Genomic DNA, 22,689 nt, shown 5'->3' with positions numbered 1-22,689 from the left:
GCCCTCTCAGGTCCTCATCCGAAGAAGTTACGGACGTGCTCTAGCCCTTCGGCCAGAGCGTCGACCTCGGCCGGAGTGGAGTACAGATAGAAAGACGCTCGCGTGGTCGCGGGAATTCCGTACCGCAGGCAGACCGGCCGCGCGCAGTGGTGGCCGACCCGGACCGCGATGCCCTGCTCGTCGAGGACCTGGCCCACATCGTGGGGGTGGATGTCGCCGAGCGTGAACGAGATCGTCGCACCGCGGTCCTCGGCCGTCTCGGGGCCGATGATCCGCAGGCCCGGGACCTCCAGCAGCCGCTTCACCGCGTACTCGGTGATGGCGTGCTCGTGCGCGGCGATCCTGTCCATGCCGATCGCGGTGAGATAGTCCACGGCCGCGCCGAGACCGACGGCCTGGGCGATCGGGGGCGTACCCGCCTCGAACTTGTGCGGCGCCGGGGCGTACGTCGACGAGTGCATCGACACGGTCTCGATCATCTCGCCGCCGCCCAGGAACGGCGGCAGGTCCTCCAGCAGCTCCTGGCGGCCCCAGAGGACGCCGATCCCGGTCGGGCCGGCCATCTTGTGACCGGTGAAGGCGACGAAGTCCGCCTGGAGCGCCTGCACGTCGAGCACCTGGTGCGGGGCGGCCTGCGAGGCGTCGACGCAGACCAGCGCGCCGACCTCCTGCGCGCGCCGGATGATCTTCTCGACCGGGTTCTGCGTGCCCAGGATGTTGGAGACCAGCACGAAGGAGACGATCTTCGTCTTCTCCGTGATGATCTCGTCGATGTTGGACAGGTCGAGCCGGCCCTCGTCGGTGATGCCGAACCACTTCAGCTTCGCGCCCGTGCGCTGCGAGAGCAGCTGCCACGGCACGATGTTGGAGTGGTGCTCCATCTCCGTGATGACGATCTCGGTCTCGTGGTCCACCCGGTAGGGCTCGTCCGCCCAGCCGAGCATGTTCGCCACGAGGTTGAGCGACTCGGAGGCGTTCTTGGTGAAGATCACCTCGTCGCGGCTCGGCGCGTTGATGAAGGCGGCGACCTTGTCACGGGCGCCCTCGTACAGCGCCGTGGCCTCCTCGGCGATGGTGTACACGCCGCGGTGGACATTCGCGTTGTGCCGCTCGTAGTACTCGCTGAGCGCGTCGAGTACCTGGCGCGGTTTCTGCGAGGTCGCCGCGGAGTCCAGGTACACGAGCTTCTTGCCGTCGTGGATCAGTCGGTCGAGGATGGGGAAATCCTTGCGGATCGCCTCGTCGAGCAGCCGATCCGATCCTGTGAGAAGGCCCGGCAGCTGTGTCACGCGACATCCTCCTCTGAGTTCACTCCGCTCACGGGGCCGCCCTTCGCATACGCCTCGTAGCCCTCGTTCTCCAGCTTGTCGGCCAGCTCCGCACCACCGGACTCGGCGATCCGGCCCTGCGCGAAGACATGCACGAAGTCGGGCTTGATGTAGCGGAGAATCCGCGTGTAGTGCGTGATCAGCAGGGTGCCGACCTCGCCGCTCTCGCGGACGCGGTTGACGCCCTCGGAGACGACACGCAGCGCGTCGACGTCGAGGCCGGAGTCGGTCTCGTCGAGGATCGCGATCTTGGGCTTGAGCAGTTCGAGCTGAAGGATCTCGTGCCGCTTCTTCTCGCCGCCGGAGAAGCCCTCGTTCAGGTTGCGCTCGGCGAAGGAGGGGTCCATCTGGAGACGCTCCATGGTCTCCCGGACTTCCTTCACCCAGGTACGCAGCTTGGGGGCCTCGCCGCGCACGGCGGTGGCGGAGGTGCGCAGGAAGTTGGAGACCGAGACGCCGGGGACCTCGACCGGGTACTGCATGGCGAGGAAGAGACCGGCGCGGGCGCGCTCGTCGACGGTCATCTCCAGGACGTCCTCGCCGTCCAGGGTCACGGTGCCACCGGTGATCGTGTACTTGGGGTGGCCCGCGAGGGAGTACGCGAGGGTCGACTTGCCGGAGCCGTTGGGGCCCATGATGGCGTGGGTCTCGCCCTGCTTCACGGTCAGGTCGACGCCCTTGAGGATCTCGCGGGGGCCGTTCTCCGCCTCGACGGAGACGTGCAGGTCGTGGATTTCAAGCGTTGCCATGGGTGACTCAGGACTCCTGGGTGACGGAGACGAGCACATCGTCCCCTTCGATCTTTACGGGGTAAACGGGGACCGGGCGCGTCGCGGGCAGGCCGGACGGCTTTCCGGTACGGAGGTCGAAGCTGGAGCCGTGCAGCCAGCATTCGATCATGCAGTCCTCGACCTCGCCCTCCGAGAGGGACACGTTCGCGTGCGAGCAGATGTCGTTGATCGCGAACACCTCGCCCTCGGTACGGACGAGGGAGACGGGCGTGCCGTCGAGTTCCACCCTCTTCGGGGTGTCCTCCTCCAGCTCGCCCAGCCCACAGACTCGGACGTAGGCCATCAGACTGACGCCTCCAGCTCCGCCTCGATCGAGGCCATCAGACGTTCCTCGACATCCGGCAGGCCGATCTTCTGGACCAGCTCGGCGAAGAAGCCGCGGACCACCAGCCGGCGGGCCTCGGTCTCCGGGATGCCGCGGGCCATCAGGTAGAAGAGCTGCTCGTCGTCGAACCGGCCGGTGGCGGAGGCATGGCCCGCGCCGGCGATCTCACCGGTCTCGATCTCCAGGTTCGGCACCGAGTCGACCCGGGCGCCGTCCGTGAGGACCAGGTTCCGGTTCATCTCATAGGTGTCGGTGCCCTCGGCCGCGGCGCGGATGAGCACGTCACCGATCCATACGGCGTGGGCGTCCGTGCCCTGGAGCGCGCCCTTGTAGGCCGCGTTGGACTTGCAGTGCGGGGTGTTGTGGTCGACGAGGAGACGGTGCTCCTGGTGCTGGCCGCGGTCGGTGAAGTAGAGGCCGAACAGCTCGGCCTCGCCGCCGGTGCCCGCGTACCGCACGCGCGGCTGGAGCCGTACGAGGTCGCCGCCGAAGGTGACCACGATCGACTTGAACGAGGCGTCGCGGCCGACCAGCGCGTTGTGCTGGGCGACATGGACGGCCTTGTCGTCCCAGTCCTGCACGGAGACGACGGTCAGCTTGGCGCCGTCCCCGATGAGGTAGTCGACATTGGCGGCGAGCACGCCGTCGCCGGTGTGGTCGATGACCACGACCGCCTCGGCGAACGCTCCCAGCTCGATGATCTGGTGACCGTACGAGACCCCGCCCTCGCCGCGGACGGCGATCCGGATCGGCTCGCTCACCACGGTCTCCTTGGGCACCGAGACGACCGAGGCCTTCTCGAACGAGCAGTACGCCTGGGCGGCGACCCGGTCCACCGGGATACCGGCCTTGCCTACCCGCGCGTCGTCACGGCCGACGGTCTCGACGATGACGCCCTCGGGGGCGGTCACCTCGACCGTGACGCCGCCGTCCCGCGCGACGGCGCTGCCGTCGTGCAGACCGCGCAACCGTTCCAGCGGCGTGAACCGCCACTCCTCCTCGCGGCCGTGCGGGACGGGGAAGTCCGCCACGTCGTAGGAGGGGGGCGCGCTCATGCGCGTGGCGACGGTCGACTCGGCGGCCACCGCGATCGAACCGGCGGTCGTGGAACCCGCCGGAATGTTCTGAGCCTCAGCCATGGCTGTCGTCGTGCTCTCTCTCTGCCTCTGCGTAAGGGATTACGGGCGCTGCTGGTCGGGCGAGGGCCGCGCGGCGGTCAGCCGACGGACCCCTCCATCTGCAGCTCGATCAGCCGGTTGAGCTCCAGCGCGTACTCCATGGGCAGCTCCTTGGCGATCGGCTCCACGAAGCCGCGGACGATCATGGCCATGGCCTCGAACTCGGAGAGACCGCGGCTCATCAGATAGAAGAGCTGGTCCTCGGAGACCTTGGAGACGGTCGCCTCGTGGCCCATGGACACGTCGTCCTCGCGGACGTCCACGTACGGGTACGTGTCGGACCGCGAGATGGTGTCCACCAGCAGCGCGTCACAGAGCACATTGGACTTGGAGCCCTCGGCGCCCTCGCCGATCTCGATCAGACCGCGGTACGAGGTACGGCCGCCACCGCGCGCCACCGACTTGGAGACGATGTTCGACGAGGTGTGCGGGGCCATGTGGACCATCTTGGCGCCGGCGTCCTGGTGCTGGCCCTCGCCCGCGAAGGCGATGGACAGGGTCTCGCCCTTGGCGTGCTCGCCCATCAGGTAGACGGCCGGGTACTTCATGGTGACCTTGGAGCCGATGTTGCCGTCGACCCACTCCATGGTCGCGCCCTCGTAGGCCACGGCCCGCTTGGTGACCAGGTTGTAGACGTTGTTCGACCAGTTCTGGATCGTCGTGTAGCGGCAGCGGCCGCCCTTCTTGACGATGATCTCGACCACGGCGCTGTGCAGCGAGTCCGAGGAGTAGATCGGGGCGGTGCAGCCCTCGACGTAGTGGACGTAGGCGTCCTCGTCGACGATGATCAGCGTCCGCTCGAACTGGCCCATGTTCTCCGTGTTGATACGGAAGTAGGCCTGGAGCGGGATGTCGACGTGCACGCCCTTCGGCACGTAGATGAACGATCCGCCGGACCACACGGCCGAGTTCAGCGAGGCGAACTTGTTGTCGCCGACCGGGATGACCGTGCCGAAGTACTCCTGGAACAGCTCCGGGTGCTCCTTCAGCGCGGTGTCCGTGTCCAGGAAGATGACGCCCTGCTCCTCCAGGTCCTCACGGATCTGGTGGTAGACGACCTCGGACTCGTACTGGGCGGCGACACCGGCGACGAGGCGCTGCTTCTCCGCCTCCGGGATGCCGAGCTTGTCGTACGTGTTCTTGATGTCCTCCGGCAGCTCCTCCCAGGAAGCCGCCTGCTTCTCGGTGGACCGCACGAAGTACTTGATGTTGTCGAAGTCGATGCCCGACAGGTCGGAGCCCCAGTTCGGCATGGGCTTCTTGTCGAACAGGCGCAGACCCTTGAGCCGCAGCTTGAGCATCCACTCCGGCTCGTTCTTCTTCTCCGAGATGTCGCGGACGACAGCCTCCGAGAGACCGCGCTTGGCAGCGGAGCCGGCCGCGTCGGAGTCGGCCCAGCCGAATTCGTACGTACCCAGACCCTCGAGCTCAGGGTGGGCAGTCTCCGTGGGGAGCGTCATGCGGGGTTCCTCCCGGCTGTGCTTTCAGAAGCGTGATGGGTGGTCTGTGGGGTGGCGCGGGGAATGAAGGTCGTGCAGACCCCGTCGCCATGGGCGATGGTGGCCAGCCGCTGCACATGGGTTCCGAGCAGCTGGGAGAAGAATTCCGTCTCCGCCTCGCACAGCTGGGGGAACTGCTCGGCGACGTGCGCGACCGGGCAGTGGTGCTGGCAGAGCTGCTCGCCCTGTCGGTTCGGCGCGCTACGCGCCGTAGCAGCGTACCCGTCGGCACTCAGCGCCTTGGCGAGTGCCTCCGTCCGCTTCTCCGGCTCGGCGGCCTCGACCGCCTCCCGGTAGTCCTCGGACTGGCCGGCGATACGGGCACGGGCGAAGGCGGCGACGGCCGCCTCACCCCGCTCGCCGCCGCCGGCGGCGGCCGCGATCCAGCGCAGGGCGTCCGCGGCGAGCTGGTCGTAGGACTGGTCGAAGGCATCCCGGCCGCAGTCGGTCAGGGCGAACACCTTGGCGGGCCTGCCGCGCCCTCGTGAACCGTAGATCCGCTGGTCACGGGGCTCCACCACGGAATCGGCCGCCAGTGCGTCCAGATGACGGCGGACAGCCGCCTGTGTGAGCCCGAGGCGTCCCGCCAGATCGGAGACGGTGGACGGGCCATGGTCCAGGATGGACCGCGCGACCCGGTTGCGAGTGGAGTGCTCGCCGGTCGCGAGTTCCTCCTGGGAAGCCTCGCCAACGTATTTCACAACGCCATTGTTGCGTAATTCCTCCGGCCCTGACAACCGAGGTGGAAGACAGCTTCCGGTGCGCTTCATCACTTAGGGTTACCTAATCTCCAAGGGCTCGGTTCGCCCCCGGGCGCTTTGAGCCACTGCCGGCGGTCGTGCGCAGCCGGAGGCCGGGCCTCCGAATGGCGTGCGATCGCCGTTTCACCCCCGCGGGATTGTGGCCCCCTCCGCCTGCCTAGACTTCCCGGCATGTACAGCGACTTCCCGGGTGCCCGTCTGCCCGAAAGCGGCTCCGCCGCGGGCCGGACCTCCCGAGAGCCGGTCGTCGAGGTACGGGGCCTGGTCAAGCGGTACGGGGCCAGGACCGCGGTGAACGGACTCGATCTCACGGTCGGTGCCGGTACGGTCACCGCCGTCCTCGGCCCCAACGGAGCCGGCAAGACCACCACGGTCGAGATCTGCGAGGGATACCGCCGGCCGGACGCCGGATCCGTGCGCGTCCTGGGGCTCGACCCCGTCGCCGACGCCGCCCGGCTGCTCCCGCGCATCGGCGTGATGCTCCAGTCCGGCGGCGTGTACTCCGGGGCGCGCGCCGACGAGATGCTCCGCCACATGGCCCGGCTGCACGCCCGCCCGCTCGATGTGGACGCGCTGATCGAGCGGCTCGGCCTCGGCAGTTGCGGACGTACCACCTACCGCCGCCTCTCCGGCGGCCAGCAGCAGCGGCTCGCGCTGGCCCTGGCCGTCGTCGGCCGCCCCGAGCTGGTCTTCCTGGACGAGCCGACCGCCGGCCTCGACCCGCAGGCCCGCCGCTCCACCTGGGATCTCGTGCGCGAGCTGCGCTCCGACGGCGTGGGCGTGGTGCTGACCACGCACTTCATGGACGAGGCCGAGGAACTGGCCGACGATGTGGTGATCATCGACGCGGGCCGGGTCATCGCCCAGGGCAGCCCCGAGGAGCTGTGCCGGGGCGGCGCGGAGAACACCCTGCGCTTCACCGGGCGCCCCGGGCTCGACCTCGGCTCCCTGCTGAAGGCGCTGCCGGATGGCACCACCGCCGACGAGCTGTCCTCGGGGGTGTACCGGATCAACGGCGGGGTCGATCCACAGCTGCTCGCGACGGTGGCCTCCTGGTGCGCGCAGCACGGCGTGATGGCGGACGGGATCTCCGTGGAGCGGCACACGCTGGAGGACGTCTTCCTCGAACTGACCGGCAAGGAGCTGCGTTCATGACCGCCAGCGCGAGCGGCACCGGCACGAGCGGCGCGGACACGCGTGGCACAGGCGCACGCGACGCGGGCACACGCGGCACGGGCACCGGCACCTACGCCCCGGCGCCCGGCGCGGCGCCGCTCATGCGCATGGTCGCGGCGCAGACGGCGTTCGAGACGAAGCTGCTGCTGCGCAACGGCGAGCAGCTGCTGCTGACCGTGATCATCCCGTCGCTGCTGCTGGTGCTCTTCTCCACGGTCGACATCATCGACACCGGCGCGGACAGGGCGGTGGACTTCCTTGCCCCCGGCGTCCTCGCGCTGGCCGTGATGTCCACGGCGTTCACCGGCCAGGCCATCGCCACCGGTTTCGAGCGGCGGTACGGGGTGCTCAAGCGGCTCGCGGTGTCGCCGCTGCCGCGCTGGGCCCTGATGACCGCCAAGACGCTCTCCGTGCTGGTCACGGAAGTGCTCCAGATCGTGCTGCTGACGGTGATCGCGTTCGCCCTCGGCTGGTCCCCCGAGGGCAGCCCGCTCGCCGTTCTGCCGCTGCTCGTACTGGGCACGGCCGCCTTCTCCGGGCTCGGGCTCCTGATGGCCGGCACGCTCAGGGCCGAGGCGACGCTGGCCGCCGCGAACCTGGTCTTTCTGCTGCTCCTGGTGGGCGGCGGGGTGATCGTGCCGCTGGACGAGTTCCCGGACGCGGCGCGCTCGGTGCTCGGACTGCTGCCGATATCGGCGCTCTCCGACGGGCTGCGCGAGGTGCTCCAGCACGGCGCCGCGCTGCCGTGGGGCGATCTCGGGATTCTCGCGGTCTGGTCCGCGCTCGGTCTCGGTGCGGCGGGCGCGTTCTTCCGCTGGGAGTAGCCCCGCGAGCGGGGTCCGGCGGGTGCCGGGACGCGGCATACGTACCCCTCGTGAAAAGCTGCACAAGCTCCGTCCTACGATGGTGGCCGTGTTGACCCCCCTCGCGTATATCGCTCAGCGCTGGACGCCTTCACCCCGTACGCTCCAGCGCGCCGCGCTCACCGCCGTCGTGATGAGTGTCGTCATCGTCGTCACCGGCGGCGCTGTCCGGCTGACCGGTTCCGGCCTCGGCTGCGACACCTGGCCGAAGTGCACGGACGACAGCCTCTTCGCCACCCCCGAGCAAGGGGTGCACGGCGCGATCGAGTTCGGCAACCGCATGCTGACCTATGTGCTGTGCGCGGCGGTCGGCTGGGCGATCATCGCGGCGCGCTCCACCAAGCCGCGGCGGCGCGGGCTGACCCGGCTCGCCTGGTCGCAGTTCTGGATCGTGATGGGCAACGCCGTGATCGGCGGGATCACGGTGTGGATGGACCTCAACCCGTGGACCGTCGCCGGGCACTTCTTCCTCGCCACCACCCTGCTCACCGTCACGACCCTGACCTGGCTGCGCACCCGCGAGGGCGACGGCGCCCCCCGGCCGCGCGTCCCGCGCCCGGTGCGCAAGCTGTCCTGGGCGCTGGTGGGCGCCGCGGCGGTGCTGATCGCGGCGGGTACGGCGGTGACGGGCTCGGGCCCGCACGCCGGTGACAGCAGCGATGTGCCCCGGATGCCGTTCGACTGGGCCACCACCGCCCATGTGCACGCGGTGTTCGCCTGGATCGTCTGCGCGCTGGCGGTGGCGATGTGGCTGGTGCTGCGGGTGGTGGACGCCCCCGACGACACCCGGGCGCGCGCCCGCGAACTGCTGCTCGTGCTGCTGGCGCAAGGCGGCATCGGCTATGTGCAGTTCTTCACCGACCTTCCCGAAGTCCTGGTCGGCGCCCATATGTTGGGGTCCTGCCTGGTGTGGATCGCCGTGCTGCGGCTGGCGATGAGCCTGCGCGAGCGGCCGCGGGTGGCGACGGAGATCCCCGCGCAGTCGGACCCGACGCTCTCGACGGTCTGAGAAGCGCCGTCCGAGAAGCACGGTCCGAGAAGCGCGGCCTGAGAAGCGCGGCCTGAGAAACACGACCGGAAAACGTTCGTGCGCGAACGCGTCCGCGCACGAAGCGACAGAGAAGCGACAGAGAGCGGTCAGGAAACAGTCAGGCAGCGTCCGGCAGTCCGTAGAGCCGGTGGGCGTTGCCGGCCGCGATCATCCTGGCGACGCGCTGGGCGTCCCGTAACGCCCACGCGCCGTCGCCCACCCAGCCGCCGAGGACCCGCTCCAGCGCCTCCCGGAACACCTGGGCGCCCACCACATGCAGCTCGGGCAGCCCGCGGGCGCCGCTGGAGAACAGCAGCTTGCCGAACGGCGCCAGCTCCAGGATCTCCGCGAGCACGGCCGCGGCCCCGGCCCCGGTCCGCGCCAGTACGGGTCCCAGATCCGCGTACACATGCGGGAAGACGCTCGTCAGATGGGCCGCGTGCCGGTGGTACGGGTAGCCGTTCAGCAGGACGAGATCGGTGCCGAGCCCGGCCGTGGCCGCCGCGAAGCCGGTGAGCGCCCCCGGGTCGGCGTGGGCGTCCCGCGGATACGTGTCGGTGGCGCCGCCCGCGTGCAGTTGCAGCGGCAGTCCCGAGCCGACCGCGATCCAGAGCAGATGCCGCAGCAGTACGGGATCGGTGAGCGGGCCACCGGCCCGGCGCCCGGCCAGCCAGCGGCCCGCCGCGCCCCGCACCTCCCCCGGCCCCGGCGGCTCGGGCGAGGCGGCGAGGCCCGTTCTGGCCCCGGCGACGGAGCTGAAGGCGACGGCGGAGTCCGCCGCCGCGTGCACGGATTCGGCGAGACCGGCCAGGAAGGTGCCCGCCCCTCCCGCGACATCGGCGACCCGTTCGGCCAGCGGTTCCAGCCGGACGATCTCCCGCGCCTCGGCCGCGCCCGTCGCGGCGATCTCGGCGGGCCCGGTCAGATCGCCGGGCAGTCCGGTGTCCACCAGATAGGTGGAGATCCCGGTGGAGCGCAGCAGTCGGCGTCCGGTTTCGAGTACGCCCAGCTCCCGGCGGCGGGCGAGGTAGCGGGCGGGCGGGCAGTGCGGCTCCAGACCGAGCAGCGGCGGGCACCAGCGCCGGACGGCGAACCCGGTCTGGGTGTCGAAGAACGTGGTGCCGGGAGCGGGAGCGCGCGCCGTTCCGCCGAGCTGGGCCTCGAAGGTGGCGAGGCCCAGTTCCGTGCGGAGTACGCCGTGGCAGTACTGGTCCACGAGGGACGCTGTTTCGATCATCGGGTTTCCCGTCGTGGACCGTACTCCTACTGTCCTAACGGGTAACTCGCGCTCGGGTGGCGCCTTTCGGACGCCGCGGCGCGCCCCCGGTCCCGCGTCGGCCCGACGGCCCGACGGCCCGACGGCTCAGGCTCCGCGTCGGCTCAGGCTTCGCGGCCACCGAGCTGGAGTCCGGCCATCCGCTTCCATTCGTACGGCCCCGTGCGCACCTTGGCGGCGAACTCGCCGTCGAAGGACTCGTGCAGCGTCAGCCCGGCCTTCTCGGCGGCGCTGCTCGCGACGGCGTGCGAGGGAGCGACGAGATCGCCCCAGCCGCCGTCCTCACCGACCAGCACGATGCGCGTACCGGCCTCTCCGAGGTACGCGAGCTGCCCTTCCGCACCGCCGTGCCGCCTGGCGAAGGCGCCGATCCGCTTCGCCAGCCGGGCGGCCCGGCGCTCGTCGCGCGCCTCCCGCCGGGCCAGGGCCCTGCTCTCGTCGGCCGCGTCGCTCTGCTCTGTCTGCTGGGTCTCTGCCATGAACGGGATGCTACCCACGGGTAGATCAACCGACGACGGGTGGGGCACGTGGCCTTGACCACGCGCCCCACCCGTCGGTGGAGCAAGTCGGTGCGGTACGGGGGGCGCCTCAGCGCAGGAAGGGATCCACGGCCACGGCCACGAAGAGCAGCGACACATAGGTGATGGACCAGTGGAACAGCCGCATCTCCTTGAGCTTGGCGCCCGTCTCGCCGGCCTTGGCGCGCGACTGGAGTCCGTGCGCCTCCCAGAGCCAGTAGCCGCCGGACACCAGCGCGACCGTCGTATAGAACCAGCCGGTGTACCCCAGGGGGGTCAGCAGCAGCGAGACCGCGACCATCACCCAGCTGTAGAGGACGATCTGGCGGGCCACGACCTGGTTGCCGGCGACGACCGGAAGCATCGGGACGCCCGCGCGCGCGTAGTCGTCCTTCACCTTCATGGAGAGCGGCCAGTAGTGCGGCGGCGTCCAGAAGAACATGACGAGGAAGAGGATGACGGCGGCCCAGGACACCGAATTGGTGACCGACGACCAGCCGATCAGCACCGGCATACAGCCCGCGATACCGCCCCAGACGATGTTCTGCGAGGTGCGGCGCTTGAGGATCATCGTGTAGACGATGACGTAGAAGAGCAGCGCTCCCAGGGCGAGGCCCGCGGACAGCCAGTTGACCAGGAGTCCGAGCCAGAGGGTCGACACCGCGGCCAGCGTCAGGCCGAACACCAGCCCCTCGCGCGGCGAGACCATGCCGGTGACGAGCGGACGCTGCGACGTACGGTCCATCAGGGCGTCGATGTCGCGGTCGATGTACATGTTCAGCGCGTTGGCACCACCGGCGGAGAGATAGCCGCCGATACAGGTGGTGACCACCAGCCACAGATCCGGCACGCCTTGCGCGGCCAGGAACATCACCGGAATGGTGGTGATGAGCAGCAGTTCGATGATCCGCGGCTTGGTCAGCACCACGAATGCCTTGACGCGGGCGCCGAACGGCCGATGGCCGCCCGAGCTCGGAGTCAGAGCGACCCCTGCGGGTCGGGACTCGACGGCCGTCACGCACACCCCTGACAGAGAAATCCCAGCAAGCTCCGGGCGTGAAGCCCCGGTGAAGACTTGCGCGTACCACGCCACTCTAGACGTTGCCCTCATGCCGATCTTCGCGGGGGTCGATGGTGCGGAACACCGCTGAAAGCCCTCCCGGAACGGTCCTCACGACCTGCCTGAAGGTGAACTCAGGGGCGCCGGGAGGCGAACTCTCCGGCCGCGCCGCACCCTGGAAACACGCTCGGAAAGATGACTGTTGCTGCGGGTAGGCTCGACAGCGAACCGGTGCGCCCTCAGACACCGGGATTCGATCATGTGGAGAGGAGCCCTGACTCAGGGTGAGCACCAAGCCGACCACCACAGACCTCGAGTGGACCGATTCGGACCGCCGGGCAGTCGACACCGCCCGCGTCCTGGCCATGGATTCCGTACAGAAGGTCGGCAACGGCCATCCGGGTACGGCCATGAGCCTGGCCCCCGCCGCCTATCTGCTCTTCCAGAAGGTGATGCGGCACGACCCCGCCGACGCGCAGTGGACCGGCCGCGACCGGTTCATCCTCTCGGCGGGCCACTCGTCCCTGACCCTGTACATCCAGCTCTACCTGGCCGGATACGGCCTGGAACTCGAAGACCTGGAGTCCTTCCGCACCTGGGGTTCGAAGACCCCGGGCCACCCGGAGTACGGACACACCGTCGGTGTGGAGACCACCACGGGTCCGCTCGGGCAGGGTGTCGCGAACGCGGTGGGCATGGCGATGGCCGCTCGCTACGAGCGCGGTCTGTACGACCCGGACGCCGCGCCCGGCACCTCCCCGTTCGACCACACCATCTGGGCGATCGCCGGTGACGGCTGCCTCCAGGAGGGCATCTCGGCCGAGGCGTCCTCGCTGGCCGGCCACCAGAAGCTGGGCAATCTGGTCCTGCTCTGGGACGACAACCACATCTCCATCGAGGGTGACACGGAGACCGCGGTCTCCGAGGACACCCTCAAGCGGTACGAGGCGTACGGCTGGCATGTGCAGCGCGTCGAGCAGCTGCCCAACGGCGACCTCGACCCGGCGGGTCTGTACGAGGCGCTGAAGGCGGCGCGGGCGGAGACCGAGCGTCCCTCGTTCATCGCGGCCCGCTCGATCATCGCGTGGCCCGCCCCGCACGCGCAGAACACCGAGGCGGCGCACGGTTCCGCGCTCGGCGACGAAGAGGTCGCCGCCACCAAGAAGGTGCTCGGCTTCGACCCGGAGAAGTCCTTCGACGTCTCCACCGAGGTGCTCGCGCACACCCGTGAGGCGCTCGACCGCGGCCGTGAGGCGCGTACCGAGTGGGAGAAGACGTTCGCCGCCTGGCGTACCGCCAACCCGGAGCGCGCGGCGACGTTCGACCGGGTCAGGGCCGGCGAACTGCCCGCGGGCTGGGAGGAGAAGCTCCCCGCCTTCGAGACCGGCAAGTCCGTCGCGACGCGCGCCGCGTCCGGCAAGGTGCTCCAGGCGCTCGGTGAGGTCATCCCCGAACTGTGGGGCGGCTCCGCCGACCTCGCGGGTTCGAACAACACCACCATCGACAAGACGTCGTCGTTCCTCCCGGTGGGCAACCCGCTGCCGGAGGCCGACCCGTACGGCCGCACGGTGCACTACGGCATCCGCGAGCACGCCATGGGTTCGACCATGAACGGCATCGCGCTGCACGGCAACACCCGTATCTACGGCGGCACTTTCCTGGTGTTCTCCGACTACATGCGCCCGGCCGTGCGGCTCGCCGCGCTGATGCGGGTGCCGGTCACCTATGTCTGGACGCATGACTCGATCGGCCTCGGCGAGGACGGTCCGACCCATCAGCCGGTCGAGCACCTCTCGGCGCTGCGGGCCATCCCGGGGCTGAACATCGTCCGCCCCGCCGACGCCAACGAGACGGCGATCGCCTGGCGCGAGATCCTCAAGCGGCACGACAAGGGCGCTCCGCACGGTCTGGCGCTGACCCGCCAGGGTGTGCCGACGTACGAGGCCAACGACGATGCGGCCAAGGGCGGTTACGTCCTGTTCGAGGCCGAGGGCGGCGCTCCGCAGGTCGTGCTGATCGGCACCGGCTCCGAGGTGCAGCTGGCCGTCGAGGCGCGTGAGCTGCTCCAGTCCGCCGGTATCCCGGCCCGGGTGGTCTCGATGCCGTCGGTCGAGTGGTTCGAAGAGCAGGACCAGGAGTACAAGGACAGCGTTCTGCCGCCCGCCGTGAGGGCGCGGGTGGCGGTCGAGGCCGGTATCGGGCTCACCTGGCACCGCTTCGTGGGCGACGCCGGACGCATCGTCTCGCTGGAGCACTTCGGCGCTTCGGCCGACGGCAAGGTCCTCTTCCGCGAGTTCGGCTTCACCGCGGACGCGGTGGCCGCGGCGGCACGGGAATCTCTGGCGGCTTCGGCGCGCTGACGCCTTATATACGAACAGTAGGAGATGCAACTCTCATGACAGACGCACTCAAGCGCCTCTCCGACGAAGGCGTCGCGATCTGGCTCGACGACCTCTCGCGCAAGCGGATCACGTCCGGCAACCTCGCCGAACTGCTCGATCAGCAGCACGTGGTGGGCGTCACCACCAACCCGTCGATCTTCCAGAAGGCGATCTCGGAGGGCGACGGGTACGACGCCCAGCTGGCCGATCTCGCCGCCCGCAAGGTCACCGTCGAAGAAGCCATCCGCATGATCACCACGGCGGACGTCCGCGACGCCGCCGACATCCTGCGTCCGGTCTTCGACGCGACGCAGGGCCAGGACGGCCGGGTCTCGATCGAGGTGGACCCGCGGCTGGCGCACCACACGAAGGCGACCATCGCCGAGGCCAAGCAGCTCGCCTGGCTGGTGGACCGCCCGAACACCCTGATCAAGATCCCGGCGACCAAGGCCGGTCTGCCGGCGATCACCGAGACGATCGCCCGGGGCATCAGCGTCAACGTCACGCTGATCTTCTCGCTGGAGCGCTACCGCGAGGTCATGGACGCCTACATCGCGGGTCTGGAGAAGGCGCAGGCCGCCGGCCTCGACCTGTCCAAGATCTACTCGGTGGCGTCCTTCTTCGTGTCCCGCGTGGACACCGAGATCGACAAGCGGCTCGACGCGCTGGGCACGCCGGAGGCCAAGGAGGCCCGCGGCAAGGCGGCCCTGGCCAACGCGCGGCTCGCGTACGAGGCGTACGAAGAGGTCTTCTCCTCCGAGCGCTGGGCCGCCCTGGACCGGACGCAGGCCAACAAGCAGCGTCCGCTGTGGGCCTCGACCGGCGTCAAGGACCCGGCGTACAAGGACACGCTGTACGTCGACGAGCTGGTGGCGCCCCACACGGTGAACACCATGCCGGAGGCCACGCTCGAAGCCGTCGCGGACCACGGCCGGATCACCGGTGACACCGTGCGCGGTACGTACGACCAGGCGCGCGCGGACCTCGAAGCCGTCGCGAAGCTGGGCATCTCGTACGACGATGTCGTCCAGCTGCTGGAGGACGAGGGCGTCGAGAAGTTCGCGACCGCCTGGAACGACCTGCTCAAGTCGACCGAGGCGGAGCTCAAGCGCCTCGCCCCTTCGGAGGGCTGATCCCTTGACCGCAACCCACGGAGCGAACCCGCTCCGTGACGCCGCGGACCGACGGCTCCCGCGTATCGCGGGGCCGTCGGGCCTGGTCATCTTTGGCGTCACGGGCGATTTGTCCCGAAAAAAGCTGATGCCCGCCATCTATGACCTGGCCAACCGCGGTCTGCTGCCGCCGGGCTTCTCGCTCGTCGGCTTCGCGCGCCGTGAGTGGCAGGACGAGGATTTCGCCAAGGAGGTGCACGACGCCGTAAAGGAGCACGCGCGCACACCGTTCCGTGAGGAGGTGTGGCAACAGCTCATCCAGGGGATGCGCTTCGTCCAGGGCGACTTCGACGACGACAACGCGTTCGAGAACCTGAAGGCGACGATCGCCGATCTCGACAAGACGCAGGGCACCGGCGGCAACTTCGCGTTCTATCTCTCCGTACCGCCGAAGTTCTTCCCGCAGGTCGTCCAGCAGCTCAAGAAGCACGGGCTGGCCGACCAGACCGACGGCTCCTGGCGGCGCGCGGTCATCGAGAAGCCGTTCGGCCACGACCTGGCGTCCGCGCAGGACCTGAACAAGGTCGTCCACGAGGTCTTCCCGTCCAACGAGGTCTTCAGGATCGACCACTATCTGGGCAAGGAGACCGTCCAGAACATCCTGGCGCTGCGGTTCGCCAACACCCTCTTCGAGCCGATCTGGAACCGGTCGTATGTCGACCATGTCCAGATCACCATGGCCGAGGACATCGGCATCGGCGGCCGGGCCGGCTACTACGACGGCATCGGCGCCGCCCGTGACGTGATCCAGAACCACCTGCTCCAGCTGCTCGCGCTGACCGCGATGGAGGAGCCCGCCTCCTTCGACGCGGACGCGCTGGCCGCGGAGAAGACCAAGGTGCTGGGTGCCGTACGGCTGCCGAAGGATCTCGCCGAGGGCACGGTGCGCGGGCAGTACGCCGCGGGCTGGCAGGGCGGCGAGAAGGCCGTCGGCTATCTCCAGGAAGAGGGCATCGACTCCACGTCGAAGACCGACACCTATGCCGCGGTGAAGCTGGGGATCGACAACCGCCGCTGGGCGGGTGTCCCGTTCTATCTCCGTACCGGAAAGCGGCTCGGCCGCCGCGTCACCGAGATCGCGGTCGTCTTCCAGCGCGCGCCGCACTCGCCCTTCGACCACACGGCCACGGAGGAGCTGGGGCAGAACGCCCTGGTCATCCGCGTCCAGCCGGACGAGGGCGTGACCATGCGGTTCGGCTCGAAGGTCCCCGGCACCTCCATGGAGGTCAGGGATGTCTCGATGGACTTCGCGTACGGCGAGTCCTTCACGGAGTCCAGCCCCGAGGCGTACGAGCGGCTCATCCTCGATGTGCTGCTCGGTGACTCGAACCTCTTCCCGCGCGTGGAGGAGGTCGAGCTGTCCTGGAAGATCCTCGACCCGATCGAGAACTTCTGGGACACGCACGGCAAGCCCGCGCAGTACGAGTCCGGGACCTGGGGTCCGGTCGAGGCGGACGACATGCTCGCACGAGACGGACGGAGCTGGCGCCGGCCATGAAGATCGACCTTACGGACACCACGTCCAGCAAGATCAACAAGGCGCTGGTGCAGGGGCGCAGGGCGATCGGCACCCCTGCCGTCGGCATGGTCCTCACGCTGGTGCTCGTCACCGACGAGGAGAACCAGTACGACGCGCTCAAGGCCGCCAACGAGGCGTCCCGCGAGCACCCGTCGAGGAAGCTGGTCGTCGTCAAGCGTCACTCGCGCTCGCCGCGCGACCGGGCCAAGGCCCGGCTCGACGCCGAAGTACGGGTGGGCGCCGACGCGGGCACCGGCGAGACGGTCGTCCTGCGGCTGTACGGCGAGGTGATGGACCACGCGCAGTCGGTGGTCCTGCCCCTGCTGCTGCCGGACGCTCCCGTCGTCGTGTGGTGGCCGGTCAACGCGCCGGTCAACCCGGCCAAGGACGCGCTGGGCAAGCTGGCGCAGCGCCGGGTGACCGACACGTACGCGGCCGAGGATCCCGTGGCGGAGCTGACGGCACGCGCCGAGGCGTACACCCCGGGCGACACGGATCTGTCCTGGACCCGCATCACGCCGTGGCGCTCGATGGTCGCGGCCGCTCTGGACCAGGTCGCCTGCGATGTCACCTCGGTGGAGGTGGAGGGCGAGGAGCACAACCCGAGCTGCGAGCTGCTCGCCATGTGGCTCGCGGACCGGCTGCACGTACCGGTCAAGCGCAGTGTCTCGAAGGGTCCCGGTCTCACGGCCGTACGGATGGAGACGTCCTGCGGGCCGATCCAGCTGGGCCGGGCGGACGGCTCGCTGGCGACGCTCTCCATCCAGGGGCAGCCGGACCGGGCGGTGGCGCTGAAGCGCCGGGAGACCTCGGAGCTGATCGCCGAGGAGCTGCGCCGGCTGGACCCGGACGACACGTACGCGTCGGCGCTGCGGTTCGGCGTGGACCGGCTCGGTGACGGGGCGGGCTCGTCGTCGCGGGCGGCCGGTGACGGCGGTACGGCCGACGGCGGTGCGACACCCGCCAAGTCCGCCAAGCCCGCGGGCGCGGTCACGCCTGCCGCCATGCCCAAGAAGGCGGAGTCGAAGTGAGCGCTCCGCAGCTGGTCGTCCACCGCGACAAGGAGCTGATGGCGCAGGCCGCGGCGGCCCGGCTGATCACGAAGATCGTGGACGCCCAGGCCGCGCGCGGCTCCGCGTCCGTCGTCCTGACGGGCGGGCGCAACGGCAACGGTCTGCTGGCCGCGCTGTCCGCGGCGCCCGCCCGGGACGCGGTCGACTGGTCGCGGCTCGATCTGTGGTGGGGCGACGAGCGGTTCCTGCCGGAGGGCGACCCGGAGCGCAACATCACCCAGGCGCGCGCGGCGCTGCTCGACTCGGTGCCGCTGGACCCCTCGCGGGTGCATGTGATGCCGGCCTCGGACGGTCCGTACGGCAGTGATGTGGAGGCGGCGGCGGCCGCGTACGCCACCGAACTCGCCGCGGCGGCCCGCCCGGAGGACCACGGGCCGGTGCCGACCTTCGATGTCCTGATGCTGGGGGTCGGGCCCGACACGCATGTGGCCTCGCTCTTCCCCGAGCTGCCGGGCGTACGGGAGACCGAGCGCACGGTGGTCGCCGTGCACGGCGCTCCCAAGCCTCCGCCGACCCGTATCTCCCTCACGCTGCCCGCGATCCGCGCGGCACACGAGGTGTGGCTGCTGGCGGCGGGCGAGGACAAGGCGAAGGCCGCGGAGATCGCGCTGTCGGGCGCGGGCGAGATCCAGGCACCGGCGGCGGGGGCGTACGGCCGCAGCCGCACGCTCTGGCTGCTCGACGCGGCGGCGGCCTCGGCCCTGCCCCGCGCGCTCTATCCGCCGGCCTCGGCCTAGAGATGTGAGCCCTGTCTGACACGGCGCGCGTGTACATGTCGCGGCCCGGACCACAGCCAAGCGGTCCGGGCCGCGACGCGTACAGGCGCGCCGTGTCGTACGTCTGCGGTGTCGTACGTCTGCCGTGTCGTACGTCTGCCGTGTCGTACGTCTGGCGTGTGTTACGTCTGCCGTGTCTTACGCCTGCCGGGACGTCTCGTCCGGGGCCGGCTCCAGGAAAGGCGCCATCAGGCCCGGAACCGCCTCGTCCGCGAAGGCCAGGCCCTCGCCCCACGCCGCGTCGTACACGTGGTACGCGCCCTCGCCCGCGGCCGTGGTCGCCGTCAGTGTCAACAGGCCCGCGCGGCGCTGGAAGTACGACTGCTTGACCGTCCAGCCGATCACGCCACCGCGCTGGAGGGCGACCGTCGCGCGGCGCACCGTGCCGGAGCGGGCCACGAGATAGCCGCCGCTGAGGCCATGGCCCAGGCTGCGGTAGGCGTCCAGGGCCAGCAGGACGGCCACCGGCAGCAGGATCACCGCGCAGACCGCCGCGATGAAGAGCAGGACGTCGGTCAGCAGCAGGCCGAGCACGGCGAGGATCACGACCGGCACCAGCGCGTACGCCACGGACCAGCGCAGCCGGCGCCCCCTCGCGGCACGCGGGTGCGGGATCAGGGTCACGCTGCTCGTCGGGGACACGGGCTCGCGCAGGACCTGCGCCGCCACCGCGTCGGCGAGCGCCCGGGGCGCGGCCGGCAGCAGCGTCTTCTTGTCGCTGTGCGCGTCCTCGTCCTCCTGGGCGAGGCCGGTGGCGACGGCGTCCACCCTGGCCGCGCCCGCCATCCGGACCCCGAGCGGCTCGACCAGCTCCACGCCGCGCAGCCGGCGTTCCTCGATGGAGATGGAGCGGGAGGTGAACAGTCCGCGGCGGACCCGGAGCGTACGGCCGGGCTCCCGCTCCAGACGGTGGTTCCACCACATCTCGATCCACAGGCCCAGTGACCCTATGACGCCCACGAGGGCCAGCGCGGCGAGCAGGATCACGCTCCCCCAGAGGATCGAGACGGTCCGGAAGTAGTCGCCCAGCCATTCGAACAGCCGCAGCTGCATACCGACCCAGTCGCTGAGCTGTATCAGCCCCCCGGCCGCCGAGGCACCGAGCAGCGGGGCGACGAAGGAGAGCGGCGCGTACCGGATCCACCGCCGGTCGAATGAGGCCAGCGTGCCGTCGCCGTACGTCCCGGATGTCTCGGGGATCCGGTCGAGCAGCTCGCTTCTGAGCCACTCCCCCTCGGCGCGGGTGACGGGGTCGAGTTCCAGCGTGGATTCCCCGCCGGTCTGCTCGCCGGTGCCGATCCGGACCTTCACCAGCCCGAGGACCCGGAGCAGGGGATGGGCCGTCAGGTCGACGCTCCGTATCCGCTCGCGGGCCAGCGACCGGCGTTTCAGCAGGAACAGTCCGGTATGGAGTTCGGCGCGCTCGGGCCCTATCCGGTAGCGGGTGCGGCGCCATCGCAGGTAGTCCGCGCCCGTGACACAGACGATCAGCAGCACGGCACCGGCCGACACCCAGCCGAGCGCCTTCAGCGACCCCAGGCCGCCGGCCACGCCGACGAAGGACGGCACACCCGCGACTATGGCGACGCCGATCATGAGCACGACGGTGACCAGGAGCGTACGCGGGTCCAGCCGCCGCCACTCCCCCTCCGCGGGCCCCCCGAACTCCGCGGGCTCGCTCATGTCGCGTCCCCCGGAGTGGCCTGGGTGATGTGCGTCAGCCGCTCGGCCAGCCCCGCGGCCAGCTCGTGGTCGAGCCCCGCGATCCGCACGGCGCCTTTGGCGGACGCGGTCGTGACGGTCACCGTCGCGAGCTTGAACAGCTGCTCCAGCGGACCGCGCACGGTGTCCACGGTCTGGATCCGGGACATCGGCGCGATCCGCCATTTCTGCCAGAAGAAGCCGGTGCGGACATAGACGGCCTCGTCCGTCACCTCCCAGCGGTGCACCCTGAACGACCACATGGGTATCAGTGCCGTACAGGCCAGCCCGAGCACCGCCAGCACCACAGCGGGGACCAGCAGCCATGTCCGCGCCGGGGTGATGAGCGCCCCGAGCAGGACCAGTACCCCCACCGGCGCCACGGTCAGCAGCAGCCACCGTGTGCGCCACCAGCCGATGGCACGCCTGTCCAGCGTGTTGTTCGGCGGTCGCAGCCGCCGGCCCCCCTCCCCCGTCATCGGCTCAGCGCCCCCGCAACGAGCGGTACGCCTCGACCAGCGTGGAGGTCGAGGAGTCCAGCCCCTCGCCCGGCTCGTCGCCGGTGAGGACGGGCTCGATCTTCTTGGCGAGGACCTTGCCCAGCTCGACGCCCCACTGGTCGAAGGAGTCGATGTTCCAGACGGCGCCCTGCACGAACACCTTGTGCTCGTAGAGCGCGATCAGCTGGCCCAGGACGGACGGGGTGAGCTCCTCGGCGAGGATGGTGGTCGTCGGGTGGTTGCCACGGAACGTCTTGTGCGGCACCAGCTTCTCCGCCACCCCCTCGGCCCGTACCTCGTCGGGGGTCTTGCCGAAGGCGAGCGCCTGGGTCTGGGCGAAGAAGTTGGCCATGAGCAGATCATGCTGCGCGACGAGTCCGGGCGCCAGATCCGCGACAGGCCGGGCGAAACCGATGAAGTCGGCCGGGATGATCTTGGTGCCCTGGTGGATCAACTGGTAGTACGCGTGCTGCCCGTTGGTACCCGGCGTGCCCCAGACGACGGGCCCGGTCTGCCAGTCGACCGGATTGCCGTCCCGGTCCACCGACTTGCCGTTGGACTCCATGTCGAGCTGCTGGAGGTAGGCGGTGAACTTCGACAGATAGTGGCTGTACGGCAGGACCGCGTGCGACTGGGCGTCGAAGAACGCCCCGTACCAGACGCCCAGCAGCCCGAGCAGCAGCGGCGCGTTGGCCTCGGGGGCGGCGGTACGGAAGTGCTCGTCGACGAGGTGGAAGCCGTCGAGCATCTCGCGGAAGCGATCGGGGCCGATCGCGATCATCAGCGAGAGCCCGATGGCCGAGTCGTACGAGTAGCGCCCGCCGACCCAGTCCCAGAACTCGAACATGTTGGCCGTGTCGATGCCGAAGCCGGAGACCTTCTCGCTGTTCGTGGAGAGTGCCACGAAGTGCTTGGCGACGGCTTCCTGTCCGGCGCCGAGCCCACTGAGCAGCCAGTCGCGCGCGGAGGTGGCGTTGGTGATGGTCTCGATGGTGGTGAAGGTCTTCGACGCGATGATGAACAGCGTCTCGGCCGGGTCCAGGTCCCGTACGGCCTCGTGCAGATCGGCTCCGTCGACGTTGGAGACGAACCGCACCGTCAGCGCCCGGTCGGTGAAGGACCGGAGCACTTCGTACGCCATCGCGGGCCCGAGATCGGAGCCGCCGATACCGACGTTGACGACGTTCTTGATAGGCCGCCCGGTGTGGCCGGTCCACTCGCCCGACCTGATCCTGTCGGCGAAGGCGCTCATCTTGTCGAGTACGGCGTGCACCGCCGGTACGACGTTCTCGCCGTCGACCTCGATGACGGCGTCACGCGGGGCGCGCAGCGCCGTGTGCAGCACGGCGCGGTCCTCGGTGGTGTTGATCTTCTCGCCGCGGAACATCGCGTCCCGCAGCTCGGCGACTCCGGTGGCCGCGGCCAGCTCGCGCAGCAGCGCCAGTGTCTCGTCGGTCACCAGATGTTTGGAGTAGTCCAGGTAGAGGTCGCCCACCTGGAGGGTGTAGCCGGCGCCGCGCGCCGGATCGGCGGCGAACAGCTCCCGCAGATGCGTCTGCCCCAGCTGCTCCCGGTGCTTGCCCAGTGCGTCCCACTCGGGCCTCCGGGTCAGCCTGGTACGGCTTTCCGCGTTCATCTCGGACATCAGCCCACTTCTTCTCGTGCCTGCGTGCATGCCCTGTTGCCTGTCCAACCTAATTGATCAGGGTGAACGGAGAGGCGATGGGGACACCACGGGAAAGAAAGCGGCGCGAAAGGGGAC

At 69.8% G+C, this 22,689-nt stretch carries 20 protein-coding genes; 8 read left to right on the top strand and 12 right to left on the bottom strand.

The window, feature by feature from the left end; all coding sequences use genetic code 11:
- Positions 1-14 precede the first annotated feature (14 nt).
- From ACIOGX_RS10270 to ACIOGX_RS10245, 6 genes are all read right to left on the bottom strand, one after another.
- Positions 15-1,289, bottom strand: a complete 1,275-nt coding sequence (locus tag ACIOGX_RS10270; RefSeq protein WP_356517192.1) for a cysteine desulfurase — start codon at positions 1,287-1,289, stop codon at positions 15-17.
- The gene (sufC, locus tag ACIOGX_RS10265; protein ID WP_356517190.1) at positions 1,286-2,077 is read right to left on the bottom strand and encodes a Fe-S cluster assembly ATPase SufC; all 792 of its coding nucleotides are present in this window, start codon (positions 2,075-2,077) and stop codon (positions 1,286-1,288) included. The genes ACIOGX_RS10270 and sufC overlap by 4 nt, the downstream gene beginning before the upstream one ends.
- A 7-nt stretch (positions 2,078-2,084) precedes the next feature.
- Positions 2,085-2,402, bottom strand: a complete 318-nt coding sequence (locus tag ACIOGX_RS10260) for a bifunctional 3-phenylpropionate/cinnamic acid dioxygenase ferredoxin subunit (protein WP_129769626.1) — start codon at positions 2,400-2,402, stop codon at positions 2,085-2,087.
- Positions 2,402-3,583 (bottom strand): Fe-S cluster assembly protein SufD, encoded by a 1,182-nt coding sequence (gene sufD / locus ACIOGX_RS10255; RefSeq protein ID WP_356517188.1) that lies wholly within the window; start codon positions 3,581-3,583, stop codon positions 2,402-2,404. Before sufD ends, ACIOGX_RS10260 begins: the two co-directional genes overlap by 1 nt.
- Positions 3,584-3,660: 77 nt before the next feature.
- Positions 3,661-5,082: a Fe-S cluster assembly protein SufB gene (gene sufB, locus ACIOGX_RS10250; RefSeq protein ID WP_356517186.1), complete on the bottom strand. Its 1,422-nt coding sequence runs from the start codon at positions 5,080-5,082 to the stop codon at positions 3,661-3,663.
- Positions 5,079-5,822, bottom strand: coding sequence for a helix-turn-helix transcriptional regulator (locus tag ACIOGX_RS10245; RefSeq protein WP_401763363.1), 744 nt, complete (start codon positions 5,820-5,822; stop codon positions 5,079-5,081). Before ACIOGX_RS10245 ends, sufB begins: the two co-directional genes overlap by 4 nt.
- 231 nt (positions 5,823-6,053) lie before the next feature.
- Between ACIOGX_RS10245 and ACIOGX_RS10240 the strand changes: the two genes are divergently transcribed.
- The 3 genes from ACIOGX_RS10240 to ACIOGX_RS10230 all read left to right on the top strand — a co-directional run bounded on the left by ACIOGX_RS10240 (position 6,054) and on the right by ACIOGX_RS10230 (position 8,930).
- Positions 6,054-7,037: an ABC transporter ATP-binding protein gene (locus ACIOGX_RS10240; protein ID WP_401911834.1), complete on the top strand. Its 984-nt coding sequence runs from the start codon at positions 6,054-6,056 to the stop codon at positions 7,035-7,037.
- Positions 7,038-7,159: 122 nt separating this feature from the next.
- Positions 7,160-7,882, top strand: a complete 723-nt coding sequence (locus ACIOGX_RS10235) for an ABC transporter permease (protein WP_401912066.1) — start codon at positions 7,160-7,162, stop codon at positions 7,880-7,882.
- 79 nt (positions 7,883-7,961) lie between these two features.
- Positions 7,962-8,930 carry a COX15/CtaA family protein gene (locus ACIOGX_RS10230; RefSeq protein ID WP_356517180.1) on the top strand — a complete coding sequence of 323 codons (969 nt, stop codon included), beginning with the start codon at positions 7,962-7,964 and terminating at the stop codon, positions 8,928-8,930.
- Between the two features lie 139 nt (positions 8,931-9,069).
- On the opposite strand, the gene ACIOGX_RS10225 is transcribed toward ACIOGX_RS10230, so the two are convergent.
- From ACIOGX_RS10225 to ACIOGX_RS10215, 3 genes are all read right to left on the bottom strand, one after another.
- The gene (locus tag ACIOGX_RS10225; RefSeq protein ID WP_356517178.1) at positions 9,070-10,188 is read right to left on the bottom strand and encodes an amidohydrolase; all 1,119 of its coding nucleotides are present in this window, start codon (positions 10,186-10,188) and stop codon (positions 9,070-9,072) included.
- Positions 10,189-10,331: 143 nt separating this feature from the next.
- Positions 10,332-10,706, bottom strand: coding sequence for a hypothetical protein (locus ACIOGX_RS10220; RefSeq protein WP_401911831.1), 375 nt, complete (start codon positions 10,704-10,706; stop codon positions 10,332-10,334).
- Between the two features lie 109 nt (positions 10,707-10,815).
- The gene (locus ACIOGX_RS10215) at positions 10,816-11,763 is read right to left on the bottom strand and encodes a heme o synthase (RefSeq protein WP_356517174.1); all 948 of its coding nucleotides are present in this window, start codon (positions 11,761-11,763) and stop codon (positions 10,816-10,818) included.
- A gap of 326 nt (positions 11,764-12,089) precedes the next feature.
- Between ACIOGX_RS10215 and tkt the strand changes: the two genes are divergently transcribed.
- From tkt to pgl, 5 genes are read left to right on the top strand one after another with little or no spacing between them, the layout of a single operon-like run.
- Positions 12,090-14,165, top strand: coding sequence for a transketolase (gene tkt / locus ACIOGX_RS10210; protein ID WP_356517172.1), 2,076 nt, complete (start codon positions 12,090-12,092; stop codon positions 14,163-14,165).
- 35 nt (positions 14,166-14,200) lie between these two features.
- Positions 14,201-15,319, top strand: coding sequence for a transaldolase (gene tal, locus ACIOGX_RS10205; RefSeq protein WP_356517170.1), 1,119 nt, complete (start codon positions 14,201-14,203; stop codon positions 15,317-15,319).
- Positions 15,320-15,323: 4 nt separating this feature from the next.
- Positions 15,324-16,856 (top strand): glucose-6-phosphate dehydrogenase, encoded by a 1,533-nt coding sequence (zwf, locus tag ACIOGX_RS10200; RefSeq protein ID WP_356517168.1) that lies wholly within the window; start codon positions 15,324-15,326, stop codon positions 16,854-16,856.
- Positions 16,853-17,908: a glucose-6-phosphate dehydrogenase assembly protein OpcA gene (gene opcA, locus ACIOGX_RS10195; RefSeq protein WP_384766112.1), complete on the top strand. Its 1,056-nt coding sequence runs from the start codon at positions 16,853-16,855 to the stop codon at positions 17,906-17,908. Before zwf ends, opcA begins: the two co-directional genes overlap by 4 nt.
- Positions 17,905-18,687 carry a 6-phosphogluconolactonase gene (gene pgl, locus ACIOGX_RS10190; protein WP_382530982.1) on the top strand — a complete coding sequence of 261 codons (783 nt, stop codon included), beginning with the start codon at positions 17,905-17,907 and terminating at the stop codon, positions 18,685-18,687. The genes opcA and pgl overlap by 4 nt, the downstream gene beginning before the upstream one ends.
- A gap of 177 nt (positions 18,688-18,864) precedes the next feature.
- On the opposite strand, the gene ACIOGX_RS10185 is transcribed toward pgl, so the two are convergent.
- The 3 genes from ACIOGX_RS10185 to pgi are packed head-to-tail and all read right to left on the bottom strand — an operon-like array spanning position 18,865 to position 22,563.
- Positions 18,865-20,409 (bottom strand): PH domain-containing protein, encoded by a 1,545-nt coding sequence (locus ACIOGX_RS10185; RefSeq protein ID WP_401911825.1) that lies wholly within the window; start codon positions 20,407-20,409, stop codon positions 18,865-18,867.
- Entirely contained in the window at positions 20,406-20,906 is a 501-nt protein-coding gene (locus ACIOGX_RS10180; protein ID WP_401911823.1) for a PH domain-containing protein, read from the bottom strand. Before ACIOGX_RS10180 ends, ACIOGX_RS10185 begins: the two co-directional genes overlap by 4 nt.
- A gap of 4 nt (positions 20,907-20,910) precedes the next feature.
- Positions 20,911-22,563: a glucose-6-phosphate isomerase gene (gene pgi, locus ACIOGX_RS10175; RefSeq protein WP_383971203.1), complete on the bottom strand. Its 1,653-nt coding sequence runs from the start codon at positions 22,561-22,563 to the stop codon at positions 20,911-20,913.
- Between the last annotated feature and the right edge of the window lie 126 nt (positions 22,564-22,689).

Source organism: Streptomyces sp. NPDC088147, from assembly GCF_044741565.1.
Classification (GTDB): Bacteria; Actinomycetota; Actinomycetes; order Streptomycetales; family Streptomycetaceae; genus Streptomyces.
Note: the sequence above shows the minus strand (reverse complement) of the source record. Positions and strands in the feature narration are given on the sequence as shown.